We start from the raw sequence: 14,571 nt of genomic DNA, 5'->3' as shown, positions 1-14,571 counted from the left end.
GCGCCGCAGCGGGCGGGCTTTTGCAAGCAGCCTGCCGGTACAGGCCCGTCCGCTGCGGCTGTGCAGACAGTGCCATTTCAGGGCAGTAATGCGCGCTTCAGCTGCGCCTTGCTCATTTGGTAACGCCCTTTCACGCCGCGCTGGCGGGCTTCGTTGTGGAGTTGCGCCAGGGTGCGTCCGTCAGGGCCGGTATGGGAGCGCTGACCGCCGCGCTGGCCGGACGAAATGTCATTGATCGACGATGCGCTGACGTGTTCGGCTTCACCGTGGCGTGCGCGTTCCTTGTTGACGGTGCGGGCGGCGATGTCTTCGGCGAGTTTTTCGGTCTCGCCACGCGCCAGCAGACTGTCTTTGATGTGCGCGTATTGGCGCACACGTTGCGGGTTCCATGAGCTTTGAGGCATGAGGACTCCTTTTTTTTCTGCTGCTGAACGCCGGAGCGCAGGCGCTTGAATCCGACAAGCGCCTGTGGCCTTGGATTGCTGGATCAGAGGGGAGGCACGCCGCGGCGTTCGGACAGTGTTTGCGTTTGATATTGCGGGGTGTCTTCGTCGTCAAAGGCCGCTCGCGTGCCGTAGAAGGCGTGAATGCCTTCGGCCCAGGTCGTGTCTGCCATGTTGGGCCATTTGTCCTTGTCGAAGCCGGGGGCGTTTTGCAGACGATCCTTGTCGACATTTAGCACGAAACGCTTGTTTTCGGTGTCGAGGATCAGGGCCTGCCAGGGCACGGCAAAGAGCTTCTCGCCCACGCCCATGAAACCGCCGAAGGAGAGCACGGCATAGCTGATTTTGCCGGTGCGCATGTTCAGCATGATTTCCTTGATGTCGCCCAGATCTTCTGCTTTCTCGTTGTAAACATCATTGCCCTGGAGTGTGTTGGCGCCCATCAGCTCGGGGCCGGGGCCGCGCGAGTTGTCGGAGGCGAATTCACTGCCTGGCGGGAGTTTGTACATGCCGTAAGGGTCACGATCTTCGTAGCTCATGGTGGTGTCCATTCATGAAATTGTTTCGGGTAGATCAGGGCGCCGGTCTTGATGGGCGGCGCTGTCTGGCGCAGAGGCGTGCCGTCAGCCGCAAAGATAAGGAATCACGAGGATGGGTTCGGTGCGTTTGGGCACACAGGCACGGTGTGCCTGTGTTGTCTGCCGCACCGAGTACGAAACTTGGCGAGCGTACGGTGGTGGCGTCAGGCCGGTGATTCCACCGGCCCATACGCCATCAGGAGATAGTCATGAGCCACGGATCGAAACACCGCCAACCCGCCCCCGGTCAGACGGATGCAGCCCTCGCCACGCCCGAGGAAGTCATCAAGCAAAAACAGGCCGCAGAGCAGCGCGAGGTGGCCGGACGCCATAAAAATGACGGGCAAAAACATCACAAAGGCGCGCGCTGAGGCAACCTATACTGAAGCAGAGCCAAGCGTCGCCCCTGACGCCACTGAAGGAGAAGAACATGTCGATGCCCATTGCAGCCAGTAATCAAGCCCAATCATCCGAAGCGCGCAGTTCGGATGCGGCCCCGAAGCCGAGTGCAGCTGCGCAGGCCCGTGCCCAGCAGAACGCGGCGATTGTGCAGGCCTCGGCCGATGTGGCGATCAGCTCCGGCAATGACTCGCTGGCACTGCTTTACAAGACCGCCATCGACAGCATCAACGAGAATCTGAAGGCGGAGTTCGGCGATAACGCGCTGCAGGCTGCGATGAGTCAGGACAACACGCCGGATGGAACGGCGGGGCGCATCGTGTCGCTGTCTACAGGCTTCTTCGAGGCTTTCAAGGCGCAGCACGCTGGCGAAGACGAGGCGGAAGTGCTGAAGAATTTCATGGCCACGATCCGCAGCGGTTTTGAGCGGGGCTTTCAGGAGGCGAGCGATATCCTGCAGAGTCTGAACGTGCTCAACGGCGATATCGCCAGCAACATCGACAAGACCTACGAGTTGGTGTTACAGGGCTATGCGGATTTCGAGGCGGCGCAGAGCAACTCCAATTCGCAATAGAACCGATACTTTGTCGACTTCGTCTTGCCGTGCTACAGCACTGTCTGCGGCTCGTCTTCGTGTCTCGTTTCTATTGCGAATTGGAATAAGGGGGCGCGCACAGGCGCTGCCTGTAGAACCGCTTTCAGTTTGAGTCTTCAGCAGGCATTGCTGGAGAGGCAGGCGGGGAGAGGCTCTTCGAGAGATGCAAAAAAGGCGGCCCGCAGGTCGCCTTTTTTGCAATCAAACTGATCAATTGGCCGAAAATTTCTTCGGGGCAATTTCCTGGATGATCTTCCAGCCGGCGCTTTCGCGTTTGAGCAGGAGGCGCTTGGCGACGTCGTCGTTGAAATCAGATGATCGATAGCGTTGCTTGAAATTCACCTCGCAGCTGTCGGTACTGATTTGCTTGACTTCGAGCTCCTTGAGTTCGACCGAGATGCTGTCCTTGTCCAGACGCTGGGCGCGGAAGCTGCGCCAGTCTTCACGATCCGCGCGGGTCAGGGGCTGGAAGTTGTTGGAGTAGTAGCCCATGTATTTCTTCAGATCCTTGGCGCTCCAGGCGGCAGCCCAGTCCTTGGCGGCGAATTCGCATTGGGCGGGCAGGGTGACAGGGGCGGTCGGTGCGGGCAGGGGCGGTGATTTCAGGGTCGGGCGGCCAGCCATGGCGCCTTCCAGATCCAGATTGAACGGCGCCGGCATGTCCGGGCTGCACTGGGCAACCGTGTCTTGCGGATCGCCATCTTCAGTGTCGGGTGCTTCGCTGATGGCCGGAGCCAGGCCGAGGCCGGGCAGCAGACGGTGGGTGACGGTGAGCACCTGATACTGGGCCTGCTTCAGATCGAATTCGGCATTGGTGTAGGCGCGGCGGGCCTGGAAGAGTTCGTTTTCGGTGTCGAGCAGATCCAGCAGGGTGCGCTGGCCGATGTCGAATTGCTGGCGATAGGCGTCGCGAGCCTTTTCCGTGGAGAGCAGATGCTGATTGAGCAGGCGCAGTTGTTCGCGCAGTTTGCGCACATTGCTGGCGGCAATCGTGGTGGTCTGGCGGATGTCGCGGCAGGATTTTTCGCGCGCATCGATGGCGGCGTTGTATTGCTCGACAGACTGACCGATGCGGGCATTGTCGGCGCCGCCACGGTACAGGTTGTAGTTCATGACGATCTGGGCCATGTCGCTGCGGTAGTTGCCGTCAACGCCGGAGCGGTTGCGTTCAACGCCGCTGGAGGCCCGGAATTCCACTGTGGGGGAATTGGCGGCGCGGCGTACATCGGTCTGGGCGCGGGCGGCACGCAGGTTCGACACGGCAGCCATGAAGCCGGGGTTGTTGCGCAGGGCTTCGGTGAGCACCTGTTTGTCTTCAGGCATGTTTTTGGTCAGATCCGGCGCTTCGGTCAGCACCGGCGGAGCTTCACCGACGACGCGTTCAAAGCGGGCGCCGACGTCATGCAGATTGCTGGTGTCGGTGAGCCAGTTGGACTGAGCCAGGGCGAGGCGGCCACCAGCTTGTTCCAGATCGACGCGACGGCCGACGCCGGCTTGTACGCGCGAGTTGATCTGGTCGTACAGCTCTTTGTGGATGGCCCAGTTTTCCTTGGCCAGATTGGATTGCTGTCGGTAGCGCTGCACGTCCAGATAGGCGCGGGCGGCTTCGTAGGCAATGTCGTCGGCAGTGTTCAGCAGTTCGTAATAACGCGTGGCCTTGGCGAAGCCCAGACGTTTGATGTCGCCGCGCGTGGCACCACCGTCAAACAGCAGCTGGCGCAGTTGCAGGGCGGCGCCGGGGTGATTGAAGTAGTTGCTGGTGCCGGGCGCTGGGTCGTAACGCTCGCGGCCGGCATAGGCCTCCAGATCCAGACGGGGGCGCAGGCCACCGCGGGCGGCTTGCTGCTCGAAGCTGGAGGCGTTGTATTCGTGCATGCGCAACTGGACATCGGGGCTGCGGGCCAGCGCGCGTTCGGTCACCTCATTGAGGGTCGCGGCCTGCAGGTTGCTGCCGATCAGGGCCAGAGAGAGTGCAAGAATTTTGGTGGCGTGCATTTTGATCCTGTTCCAGACAAACCATGTCGACATGGTCGGGGTTCAGTGCTGCGTTATGGAGCCGATATTCATTCAGGGGGGCAAGCAGGCGGCAATTCTATTCTGGCCATGTGTGTTTGTCCTAGGTCAAAGATCACGAACGGCGTCGAAATGAACCCAACAAGCAACTACATCACGTTTTCTGGCTGAAAGATGCATGGCATGAAGCGCTGGCGCTGGAAAAATCTCTGCCTCCACTCACGACTGGGGGCCTTGGCGCTGCTGCTGGGCGTGACCTTGGCCGTCGCTGCGGTTGATGTTGATCGCATGTTGCTGAGCATCACGGGGCGCTATGGCGAAAAGGGAGGCCAGAATTTCCGCGAGTGGCGCGAGATGCTGGGGCAGGCCGGTGCGCTGCCTGAGGCAGACAAATTGCGGCGGGTGAACGAGTTTTTCGGTCGGCACATTCGTTTCCAGAGTGATCAGCAGGTGTGGAAAGTGGTGGATTACTGGGCGACGCCGCTGGAATCGCTGGGGCAGGGGGCGGGCGATTGCGAGGATTATGTGATCGCCAAGTATTTCAGCCTGATTGAACTGGGGGTCGAGCGCAGCAAGCTGCGCTGGATCTATGTGGTAGCGACTCTTGGCACGCCGGGTAACGGGGTGACGGAGCCCCACATGGTGCTCGGTTACTATGCGACGCCGGGGGCCGAGCCGCTGGTGCTCGACAATCTGACCTCCAGCATCCTGCCGGCTTCGCGCCGCCCGGATCTGGCGCCGGTCTTCAGTTTTAACAGTGACGGCATCTGGAAGCAGGGGGCCGGTACGAAGTCGGGGTCGGTGGATCAGCTGTCGCTGTGGCGCGGCCTGATGCAAAAAATGAAGGATGATGGCTATGAGCCGTGAAACGTATTCGCACGGGCGCCTTGGGCGCCGGGAGGAACTGACATGTCCCTGTTAACCCGCCTGTGGTTGAGTGTGCTGGTGGCGATGCTGCTGGCGCTGACGACCAGCTTTGCGCTGAGCGTGCTGACTGCGCGCAACTATCTGGCCCAGCAGCTGTATGCGCAGGCCAGTGACAGTGCGGCTTCGCTGGCTTTGTCGATGTCGCAGCAAAGCAAGAATGCGGCGATGCGCGAGTTGCTGGTGAGCGCGCTGTTTGATTCCGGTCACTTCGAATCCATCACTTATCGCAATATCGAGGGCAAGGTGGAAGTCGAGCGCAAGACCGGCGCCCCGGCTTCGACCGCGCCGGCCTGGTTCGTGGCCATGGTGCCGCTGGACGCTGCGCCGGGTGAAGCGATGGTGTCGGATGGCTGGACGCAGGCTGGCAAGGTGGAGGTGTTGGCAAGCGCGCGTTATGCCTATGCCGAGCTGTGGAGCGGTACGATCAAACTGGCAATCGTCCAGGGCGGGATCGGCGTGCTGCTCTGCATAGCACTGGCCTTGCTGATGCGCTGGACGCAGAAGCCGCTGCGCGCGATTGTCGAGCAGGCAGTGGCGATCGGTTTTCGCCGCTTCGTGATGCTGCCCGAGCCGAACGTGCCGGAGCTGCGCGTGGTGGGGCGGGCGATGAATTCGATGGTCGGCCGGGTGCAGGCCATGTTTGCCGAGCAGGCGGCGCGCATCGAGCAATTACGCAACGACGCCAATCGGGATGCGCTGACCCGTATGCCCAACCGCAGCCTGTTCATGGGCAGCCTGCGCGAGGCGTTGCATGACGAACAGGCCGCGCCCGGCGGTGCGCTGGTAGTGGCGCGGGTGCTGGATCTGGCCGGGCTGAACCGGCGCATCGGGCGCGAACGCACCGACATGATGATCCAGGCCTGCGCCAGCATGCTGGACGAGCACGTGAAAAAGTATGACGAGACGGCGACCATCGCGCGTCTGAACGGCGCCGAGTTTGGCATCCTGCTGCCGGAGCTGGATGCGCAGGGTGCACTGCGCGTGGGCGAAGCCTTGCTGCAGGAATTCGAGCGCATGTACCGGCAGGACTATTTCGACCGCGAACAGCCCGCCGCCATTGGCTGGACGCTGTATCGGCGCGGCGAAGATCTGGGCGGCGCGATGCTGCGCCTGGATGCCTGCCTGATGCAGGCCGAATCCGTCCTGCCACCCTTGGCAGGGAATGCCGGTGAGACGCCGCATATGGCCGCGCGCAGCGACGACTGGCGCAGCCGTATCGAAATGGCGCTGGCGAGTCGCGCCTTCCGGCTGGTGTTTTTCCCGGTCGTGCGGGTGGATGGCTCTACGCTGCACCGCGAAGCCATGTTGCGTATGGTCGATGCCGAAGGCGCCTTGATCAACGCGGGCCAGTTCATGCCGGCGGCCTGCCGTCTGGGCATGACGGGGCAGCTTGATTTGCTGACGCTTGAGTTGGCCATGACGCATCTGGATGAAGAGGCGGGCGATATCGCCGTCAATCTGTCGCCGCTGTCCTTGAGCGATCCGGCCTTCCTGCCGGGCGTGCAGGCCATTCTGGACAATGCCGGACGGCGTGCGCCACGCCTGTGGGCGGAGCTGTCCGAACGCGGGATTGCCGAAAACGGCGGGCTCGACGAGCTGGTCGATTTCGCAGCCGTGCTGAGTCAGCATGGCTGCAAGCTGGGGATCGAACATTTCGGTCGCCACTTTGCCGCGATGCCAAGGTTGCATGCTTTGAGTGTGGATTACCTGAAGCTGGATGGCGCCTTCGTGGCCGAGATCGAGCAGAACGAAGGCAATCAGCGCTTCGTCAAGGCGGTGGTCGATGTGGCGCGCAGCCTGGATATCCAGGTGATTGCCGAGCGCGTGGCCAGCGAAGACGAATGGCAGGCTTTGGCCTCGCTCGGCGTGGCGGGCGTGACCGGCCCGGCGGTGACGGCGCGACTGGGGTGATTTTCGCGAGTCGCGAGTCGCGAGTCGCAAGTCGGCCCGACAGCCCTTGAGGGGAGAGGATTGGGGAGAGGGTGGCGCACGAGCCGAAGCGTGAATCGGTGGCTGTTCTGGTTTTCGCAGGGCCGACCCTTCGGCAAGCTCAGGAGAGCCTTCAGTCGGCCGCCCACGCGTGGTGTGCGACTGAAGTCGCACCTACGGTGGCTGATCGCTCCGCTTGGATTGGATCATTCCCGCGCTCCGGACGAGAACGATTAAGCGTTTGGCGGGGAGCCTGTCGAGGGCCTGAAAATTTGGTGCCTGAAGAGCCTCCATGGGCGGACCTCTTCAGGTATGCCTTGTGTAGATCAATACTGGGCGAGGCTTTTCAGCCATGCCACTCTTGATGGGCCTTTCGCTTTTTGACTGTGATGTAAGAGCTTCTCCTACAAGGCTTTTGCCGCCGGCAAACATTGCCGGAAACTCCTGCCGAATTGCCGTGTTTTCCCCCGTTTGTTCCTGCGCTGGGATGCGTATTGACCAGCCAATAATGCAAGCGTGAAAGGTCCCTTTGGATGACCTTTCCTCAGGCAAGACAGGAAGCGGAGGCTCGGATCATGGTCAAGGTTAATCGGTATGTCGGCAAAACAGCGCGTGAGGCGCTGGCGGCGGTGAAGGCGGAACTCGGTCCGGACGCAGTGGTGCTGTCCAATCGCGCAGTGGAGGGCGGCATCGAGATCGTCGCGATCCCCGCGGACCAGATGGGTGAGCTCTCCGCCACCGTGCGTGAAGCGCGTACGCCGGCCCCGGTGGCCGTTCCGCAGCCTGTGCGTCCAGCGCCGACGGCCCGGCCCGCCAGCCGGCCTGCCGAGGATGACGATTTCACAGTGACTCTGGGCCAGCACATTGCCCGCATGGCCCGTGATGCGCAGCCCGCGATGCCCGCGCGTGCCAAGCCCACGCCACAGTTCGAACAGCGTCTGGAAATCCGTCCGCAGCATGAAGCGGAAGGCAGCCAGATGAGCGTGCGCAGCTTCAATCCGCCGCGCGTGCAATCCAATGGCGAGCCCTATCCCGAGTCCAGGCCTGAACCCAGGCAGACTGCGGCGCCCGCAGCGCGTCAAGCGGCGCCGTCCCGTCCGGCCGCAGCCCCTGCACCGGCAGCACGCGACGCGCACATTGAGGCGCTGGAAGCCTCGAATGCGCGTCTGGCCGATGAGCTTGGCTCGATCAAGGGTATGCTGGAACGCCAGTTGGCGGGCTTTGCCTGGAGCGAAATTTCACGCAACGCGCCGGCCCGCACCCAGATGATGAGCGAGCTGCTGGAAGCAGGTTTTTCCGCCCAGATGGCACGCAGCCTGACCGAAGAACTGGCCGGTGATCTGGCCCCGGCTGAGGCTCGGAATGCGGTCAAGAGCCGCCTGAATCGGCAGCTGAAACTGATCGATAGTGATGCAGATATCATCGAGCGCGGCGGCGTCTATGCGATTGTCGGGCCTACCGGAGTGGGCAAGACGACCACCGCCGCCAAGCTGGCAGCGCGCTGCGTGGTGCGCCACGGGGCGGACAAGCTGGCCCTGATTACCACGGACGGATACCGGATCGGCGCGCACGAGCAACTGCGCATCTATGGCCGGATTCTGGGCGTGACCGTGCATGTGGTGCGCGACGCCTCCGATCTGCGCCAGACCCTGCAGGATCTGCGCGGCAAGCACATGGTGTTGATCGACACGGTGGGCATGTGCCAGCGTGACCAGATGGTGCTGGAGCAATCCTCGATGTTGACGGCCGCAGGTTGCGTGCGTCGCCTGCTGGTGCTGAACGCCACTTCACGGGGTGATACCCTTGATGACGTGGTGCGTGCTTACGATGGCCCGGATCTTGCGGGATGCATCCTGAGCAAGGTGGATGAAGCCGCTTCGCTGGCGCCGGTACTGGATGTGGCGTTGCGCAAGGAGCTGCAGGTGTATTACGTGGCCAACGGGCAGCGGGTGCCGGAAGATCTGCACCTGCCCAATCGCAGCTACCTGATCCACCGGGCCTTGCGGGAACTGGGGGCTGATTCGGCTTTCAAGCTGGATTCAGCTGAGGCCTGTTTGCTCATGGCCGGTCAGCAGGCCGGTGGTCATGGAGCCGCACAGGCGGCAATGCGGGGAGCGCGCTAATGGATCAAGTCATGATGGATCGCAGTGCAATGGATCAGGCGGAGGGCTTGCGCCGCCTGTTTCGTGCCGCACCACCGGAAATGCTGGCAGTGCTGCCGTGTGGAACGGTGACGACACCTTGGGTGGCGAGCCAGTTGCGGGCGCGTGCCTTGGCGGGTCGGCAGGTGCTGGCGCTGGACGAATGGCAGGCCTGCGGCAATCTGGCCGATTGTCTGGGCGCGTCGCCGCGCTTTGATTTGCTGCAGGCCGTCGAAGGGCAGGTGGGGGAAGCGCAGTGCGTGCTGGAAGTGATGCCTGGGTTGCGCCTGGCGCAGGTCGGCCGGCTGGTGCGGGCGCTGGGCAGCGAACGGGTCATCACACAGCGGACCCTGGCGCAACTGCAGGGTTTGCAGGCCGGGTGCGACGAGTGGTTGCTGCTGGCGCAAGCGGGCGAAATGCAGACCTTGTCACCGCTCTTGCTGGCCGCACCGCGTCTGGCGTTGGTGGTCGATGCGCAGCCGAAGTCGGTGACGACGGCCTGGGCAAGTCTCCGTCGCGTGGCGCGCGAGGTGCCGCAGATGGCTTTCTCGATCTGCCATGCCGGTGAATACGATGCGCAGACTGAAGCGGTGTTGAGCAGCTTTTGCAAACTGGCGGCCAGTCGTCTGGGCGTGCAGGTCGAGCAGATTGGCAGTCTGGGCGAGGCGCTGGCAATGGGCAGCGACGCACGGACGGCTCTTGCAACTTTCATGCAGCGTCTGCTTCAGGTTTGCCGCAATCCTGCCGCTAAGCCTTTTGAAACCCGCTTTCCGGCTAGCCCGGCGAGCGTTCGGCTGAGCGTGCCTTAAAGTTGAAATAGAAGCCGGCAGACCTGCCTGTTCGAAGCGTCGGCGGCGGGCCGCAGCGCGAGAATGAAAACACTGCCCTGAGTCACGAAAGCTTCGGGCGGATCGCAGACCAGAAAAAAGAGAGATCACCATGTACAACGCAGCTGGAACACTCGATAAAGACCAGCTCATCACGCGCTACGCGCCGCTGGTCAAGCGCATTGCCTACCATCTGATGGCCAAACTGCCTGCCAGCGTGCAGGTGGACGACATCATCCAGAACGGCATGCTCGGCTTGCTGGACGCGATTACGCGCTATGAGGAAGGCTTGGGAGCGCAGTTTGAAACCTACGCCGTGCAACGTATCCGTGGCGCCATGCTCGATGGCCTGCGTGAAAACGACTGGCTGCCGCGCAGCCTGCGCCGTGAAATGCGCCGTATCGAAGGTGCCGTGCACACTCTGGAGCAACAGCACGGGCGTCAGCCGACCGAGCGCGAGCTGGCCAAGGTGCTGGACATGGAGCTGGGCGATTATCAGAAAATGTTGCAGGAGGCGCGCGGGTATCAGCTGGTGTACTTCGAGGATTTTGGTGACGATGATGATGACGACTTCCTTGAGCGTCACATGATCGGCGAAGCCAAGGATCCACTCTCCCTGCTTGAGGATCAGCACATGCGCAACACACTGATTCAGTCCATTGAGGATTTGCCTGAGCGCGAAAAAATGGTGATGGGTCTCTATTACGAAGAGGACATGAATTTGCGCGAGATCGGCGAGGTGCTGGGGGTGTCGGAATCTCGTGTGTGCCAGCTGCATAGCCAGGCGATTGCCCGTTTGCGTTCGCGCATCTCGGGTGGGCGCGAGGCAACGGCGCGTCGGCGTCCGCAGCGCGCGACAGCGGCCTGAGTGGTGAGCTGGGCGCACCGGGGAGAGATTGAATGCAGATGATCAGCATTGCTGGTTTGCTCATCGGCTTCCTGTCCATCGTTCTCGGGCAGGTGCTTGAAGGCGGGCATATCGGCTCGCTGGTGCAGCCCACGGCATTTCTGATCGTGATGGGCGGCACCGTTGGAGCCGTGATGGTTCAATCCCCCTGGCGCACTTTCAAGCAAGGTCTGCAAATGGCCAGTTGGGCGTTCAAACCGCCCGTTCCACGGGGTGAAGACATCATTGCAGATGTCGTTTCCTGGGGGGGGGTGGCACGTCGGGAAGGTTTGCTGGCCCTTGAGGCGCGCATTGATGCGCAGCCCGATCCCTTTGTGCGCAAGGGCTTGCAACTGCTGGTTGATGGCCTGGAGCCGGATCGTATCCGCGAGGTGATGGAGGTCGAAATCAGCGTGTGGGAAGCGGATATGAAACAGTCGGCCAAGGTCTGGGAGGCGGCTGGCGGCTATGCGCCCACCGTCGGTATTCTTGGCGCCGTGCTGGGTCTGATTCACGTGATGGAGAACCTTTCCGAGCCCTCCAAACTCGGCGCCGGGATTGCCGTGGCTTTTGTGGCCACGATCTATGGCGTGGGATCGGCCAACCTGATTTTCCTGCCTCTGGCCAAGAAGCTTCAGACCACGATTGCGCAGCTCGTACTGGTTCGCGAAATGGTCATTGATGGCTTGATCGGCATTGCCCACGGCGATAACCCGCGCCTGATCGAGAGCCGCCTGCAGAGTTACGTGCTCTGATTTCAGATGTTTGCGGAGAGCAGGCTGAAGAGCCTTGCTGCGCTTGCCTCTCTGCGATGCCTGCCTGCGCAGCGAGTGTCCGTGCGGCTCTTCAGGCAGCTTCGATTCTGAGCATTTGCCCGCGCGGCTGTGCAGCACGTCACATTGAGCTGAGAATTGTCAGGACATTTTGGCGTATTGCGGGTTACCCTGATCCCCTTTCCGTTTTTCGTCCTTTGCCACGATGAGTATCAAGTTTCGCCCCGCCCAACTCGGCGACATTCCCGCTATTGCCGCATTGCTTGCCAACCTGTTTGCTATCGAGCAGGATTTCACGCCTGATCCGGCCCGTCAGCTTGCCGGCCTCAAGCTGATGCTGCCGCGTGAAGACATCCTGATGTGGGTGGCCGAGGAGATGCTGGAGGAAGAGTCGAAAATCGTCGGATTCTGTTCGGTGCAGACCCTGATCTCTACCGCTGAGGGCAGCGTGGTTGGGCTGATTGAGGATGTAGTCGTGCCCGTTGAATGGCGTGGCGCTGGTATCGGCCGTCAGTTGCTGGAAGGCGCGGAGGCCTGGGCGCGCCGCCGCGGTTGCTCCCGTCTGCAACTGCTTGCCGACGAGGGCAATCTACCCGCGCTGGCCTTTTACGAGCGCCAGGGCTGGCAGAGGACCAGCCTGCACAACTGGCGCCGGATGCTCAGGGACTGAGCTGCAGGCGACTCAGCCTGGCGCTGCGCTTGCGCGCTTGCTTCGGCCGCTGCTTACACCGCGCTCCAGATCAGTTTGATGCCGGTGAGCAGCAAAAAAATGTAGCTCAGGCGGTAGAACAGCTTCTCGTCAATGCGCTTGTGCAGCCAGATCCCCAGATACACGCCGATAGGCGCGAGGGGCGCCAGCACCAGCGCCGTGCCGAGGTTGCGTGCGTCCAGCAGGCCAAGCTCGGCGTAGGGAATCAGCTTGGTGTAATTGACCAGCGCGAAATACAGCGTCAGGTTGGCCACCAGCACGGTCTTGTCGAGCTGTTTGGGCAGCAGGTAGATCATGATGGGCGGCCCGCCAGCGTGCGCCAGCGTGCTGGTAAAACCCGACAAGCCCGACCACCAGCCGGCGCGCAGGGCTTCCGGCAGGCGCGACGTGTCCTTGAGCTGCAGGCCGGCCAGGCGCTGCAACGCGAACAGAATCGCCAGCACCCCGATCATCTGCTCCACCGTATGCGGCGAGAGCTGGCGAAACAGCAGCCAGCCGATGAAGATGCCCGCCAGCGCGCCGGGCATCAGGCGGCGCAGCAACTTGAAATCCCAGTGCGGGTGATAGCTCCAGCTCCCCACCAGATCCATCAGACACAAAATCGGCAGCATCACGCTGGCCGCCTGCGGCACCGGAATCGCCAGCGCCATCAGCGGCACCGCCAGCACGCCGAGGCCGCCCGCGAAGCCGCCCTTGGAAATGCCGGCGAGGAGCACCGCAGGCACGGCAGCGGCATAGAACAGCGGGTTGGTGATGATGTCCATGATTGCGTCAGGAGCTGCGGGTAGGCCAGGATTGTCTGGCTTACGGGCGTATCGCGCCAGCAGAAACTGGTGGGATGCTCTCTCACGCAGGCGTTTTGAAACGATTAATCAAAAGCAAAACGATATCGGGAAACAGTGTGTGGGAGTTAGTAAACGCCTTGTTCAATCCGGGCGTGGATCAGTCCGCCGGACGATACTTTTTGACCAAAGTATCTATGCATATAGAAGTCAGCATTGAGAATCGCACAGGCTCGAATGAATGCAGTGCGGGGGTCTGATACTGGCTCGTGAGCAACACATTTCAGTGCCAAGCATTTGTCTTTGACGTGAGGTGACTCGAAAGTTAGAACGCTATTGTCTCGGGCTACTACTGTGTGAGCGAACTCATTTCGAATTTCTCTGAGGATGTGTAGATCGGAAGCTATTACCTTGCTGCACATCCCAAGCAGCCGTGCCAAATCGATTTTGGATGACAGAGTGGCGAGTGGTCCGCTGCGGCCAAAAAGTCTATCCCAGGCTTTCTTGTCTTCTTCGAGGAATGATTTGATTGCTGCCTGCATTTCCTCCTCAACCCACGCGACTCCGACGATGGCTGCGCCACGATCTGTTTGATCGTTCAACTCTGAAGTAAGCGTCATCTCTCTTTTCAGGGCCTTATCGGTAAGTTCAAAGGTATTGGGCATTTTTATTGTTGTTTCTTAAATGATTTAAATGCAAGAGTTTGTGTATTTTTGGAATGGCTTTTAAGGCGTTACGTTCTTATGTCGGAGTCCGAAGAGCCGCATCCAGCCTTGTTCTTCAAGTAGGCTTTAGCATCACCAACTTGATGTGTTCATGCTCGACCGGGCGCAGCGTCACCTGTTGGTAACGGATCAAACCACGCTTGGGGTGCTGGAAACCGCGCTCACCGCCTTGACGTTCTAGCACGTCGTGTTGTTTCCAGAACTGAGCGAAATCCGGACTGGCGGCGGAGAGTTCATCGACGAGGCGGAGCAGGGCGGGTTCGTCCAGCCGGGTGCGGCAGTCGGCGCGGAATTCGGCGGTGATGCGGCGCGCACGGATCTCCCAGTCGGCGAGGAAGGTGCGGGTCTCCGGGCGCAGGAAGACGAAGCGCAGCATGTTGGGCGGCGGGGCGTTGGCATCAAGCGGCTGGTCGAGCCAGCCGGTGAAGAGTTCGGCGGCGGCGGGGTTCCAGCCGAGGATGTCCCAGTAGCGGCCCATCAGGTAGGCGGGTACGCCGATGTCGGCGAGCAGGGTGCTCAAGAGCGGCGCTGCATCATCGTCTTCAGGCAGGCTGGCCTGCGGGTCGCGCCGGTCGGCCATCTCGAAGAGGTAGGCGCGCTCGCTGCGGGTCAGCTTGAGGCTGCGGGCCATGCGGTCCAGCACCTCGGCCGAGACATTCACCTCGCGCCCTTGCTCGATCCAGGTGTACCAGGTTGGGCTGATGCCGACGAGCTGGGCCATCTCCTCGCGGCGCAGGCCGGCGGTGCGGCGGCGGCTGCCGCTGGCAAAGCCGAAGTCGGCAGGCTGGCTGCGCGCACGCAGCACCTGCATGAACTCTCCAAGTTCCTTGCGACGGGTGTCCAT

The 14,571-nt window shown here is 61.6% G+C and carries 15 protein-coding genes; 9 read left to right on the top strand and 6 right to left on the bottom strand.

Annotated elements, in window-relative coordinates; translation table 11 throughout:
• Nucleotides 1-77 precede the first annotated feature (77 nt).
• Together ABXR19_RS05810 and ABXR19_RS05805 are read right to left on the bottom strand one after the other, a co-directional pair.
• Nucleotides 78-404, bottom strand: coding sequence for a plasmid stabilization protein (locus ABXR19_RS05810; RefSeq protein WP_354600156.1), 327 nt, complete (start codon nucleotides 402-404; stop codon nucleotides 78-80).
• A gap of 83 nt (nucleotides 405-487) precedes the next feature.
• Nucleotides 488-982 carry a PRC-barrel domain-containing protein gene (locus ABXR19_RS05805; RefSeq protein WP_354600155.1) on the bottom strand — a complete coding sequence of 165 codons (495 nt, stop codon included), beginning with the start codon at nucleotides 980-982 and terminating at the stop codon, nucleotides 488-490.
• Nucleotides 983-1,230: 248 nt separating this feature from the next.
• Here ABXR19_RS05805 and ABXR19_RS05800 point away from each other — a divergent pair, with 248 nt between their 5' ends.
• Both ABXR19_RS05800 and ABXR19_RS05795 read left to right on the top strand, forming a co-directional pair.
• Nucleotides 1,231-1,392 carry a hypothetical protein gene (locus ABXR19_RS05800; RefSeq protein WP_354600154.1) on the top strand — a complete coding sequence of 54 codons (162 nt, stop codon included), beginning with the start codon at nucleotides 1,231-1,233 and terminating at the stop codon, nucleotides 1,390-1,392.
• Between the two features lie 59 nt (nucleotides 1,393-1,451).
• Entirely contained in the window at nucleotides 1,452-1,994 is a 543-nt protein-coding gene (locus tag ABXR19_RS05795; protein WP_354600153.1) for a DUF5610 domain-containing protein, read from the top strand.
• Nucleotides 1,995-2,225: 231 nt separating this feature from the next.
• Here the strand turns inward: ABXR19_RS05795 and ABXR19_RS05790 are convergent, their stop codons facing one another.
• On the bottom strand, nucleotides 2,226-4,010 hold the full coding sequence (locus ABXR19_RS05790) for a TolC family outer membrane protein (RefSeq protein ID WP_354600152.1): 1,785 nt from the start codon (nucleotides 4,008-4,010) through the stop codon (nucleotides 2,226-2,228).
• 201 nt (nucleotides 4,011-4,211) lie between these two features.
• Between ABXR19_RS05790 and ABXR19_RS05785 the strand changes: the two genes are divergently transcribed.
• From ABXR19_RS05785 to ABXR19_RS05755, 7 genes are all read left to right on the top strand, one after another.
• Nucleotides 4,212-4,895: a transglutaminase-like cysteine peptidase gene (locus ABXR19_RS05785; protein WP_354600151.1), complete on the top strand. Its 684-nt coding sequence runs from the start codon at nucleotides 4,212-4,214 to the stop codon at nucleotides 4,893-4,895.
• Between the two features lie 42 nt (nucleotides 4,896-4,937).
• A complete protein-coding gene (locus ABXR19_RS05780) occupies nucleotides 4,938-6,866 on the top strand; it encodes a bifunctional diguanylate cyclase/phosphodiesterase (RefSeq protein WP_354600150.1) in 1,929 nt (642 codons plus the stop codon).
• Between the two features lie 593 nt (nucleotides 6,867-7,459).
• Nucleotides 7,460-9,007 carry a flagellar biosynthesis GTPase FlhF gene (gene flhF / locus ABXR19_RS05775; protein ID WP_354600149.1) on the top strand — a complete coding sequence of 516 codons (1,548 nt, stop codon included), beginning with the start codon at nucleotides 7,460-7,462 and terminating at the stop codon, nucleotides 9,005-9,007.
• Between the two features lie 11 nt (nucleotides 9,008-9,018).
• On the top strand, nucleotides 9,019-9,834 hold the full coding sequence (locus ABXR19_RS05770) for a hypothetical protein (RefSeq protein WP_354600148.1): 816 nt from the start codon (nucleotides 9,019-9,021) through the stop codon (nucleotides 9,832-9,834).
• Between the two features lie 130 nt (nucleotides 9,835-9,964).
• Nucleotides 9,965-10,720: an RNA polymerase sigma factor FliA gene (locus ABXR19_RS05765; RefSeq protein ID WP_354600147.1), complete on the top strand. Its 756-nt coding sequence runs from the start codon at nucleotides 9,965-9,967 to the stop codon at nucleotides 10,718-10,720.
• Nucleotides 10,721-10,752: 32 nt separating this feature from the next.
• Entirely contained in the window at nucleotides 10,753-11,493 is a 741-nt protein-coding gene (locus ABXR19_RS05760) for a flagellar motor protein (protein ID WP_354600146.1), read from the top strand.
• Nucleotides 11,494-11,716: 223 nt separating this feature from the next.
• Nucleotides 11,717-12,181, top strand: coding sequence for a GNAT family N-acetyltransferase (locus ABXR19_RS05755; RefSeq protein ID WP_354600145.1), 465 nt, complete (start codon nucleotides 11,717-11,719; stop codon nucleotides 12,179-12,181).
• Nucleotides 12,182-12,234: 53 nt separating this feature from the next.
• On the opposite strand, the gene ABXR19_RS05750 is transcribed toward ABXR19_RS05755, so the two are convergent.
• The 3 genes from ABXR19_RS05750 to ABXR19_RS05740 all read right to left on the bottom strand — a co-directional run bounded on the left by ABXR19_RS05750 (nucleotide 12,235) and on the right by ABXR19_RS05740 (nucleotide 14,571).
• Nucleotides 12,235-12,984 (bottom strand): sulfite exporter TauE/SafE family protein, encoded by a 750-nt coding sequence (locus ABXR19_RS05750; RefSeq protein ID WP_354600144.1) that lies wholly within the window; start codon nucleotides 12,982-12,984, stop codon nucleotides 12,235-12,237.
• Nucleotides 12,985-13,130: 146 nt separating this feature from the next.
• Nucleotides 13,131-13,667, bottom strand: a complete 537-nt coding sequence (locus ABXR19_RS05745; protein WP_354600143.1) for a hypothetical protein — start codon at nucleotides 13,665-13,667, stop codon at nucleotides 13,131-13,133.
• Nucleotides 13,668-13,782: 115 nt separating this feature from the next.
• Nucleotides 13,783-14,571, bottom strand: coding sequence for a helix-turn-helix transcriptional regulator (locus ABXR19_RS05740; protein ID WP_354600142.1), 789 nt, complete (start codon nucleotides 14,569-14,571; stop codon nucleotides 13,783-13,785).

The sequence above is a fragment of the Uliginosibacterium flavum genome (assembly GCF_040566545.1).
GTDB classification, from domain to species: domain Bacteria; phylum Pseudomonadota; class Gammaproteobacteria; order Burkholderiales; family Rhodocyclaceae; genus Uliginosibacterium; species Uliginosibacterium flavum.
The sequence above is the reverse complement of the archived record's forward strand: the minus strand, read 5'-3'. Positions and strand labels throughout refer to the sequence as shown.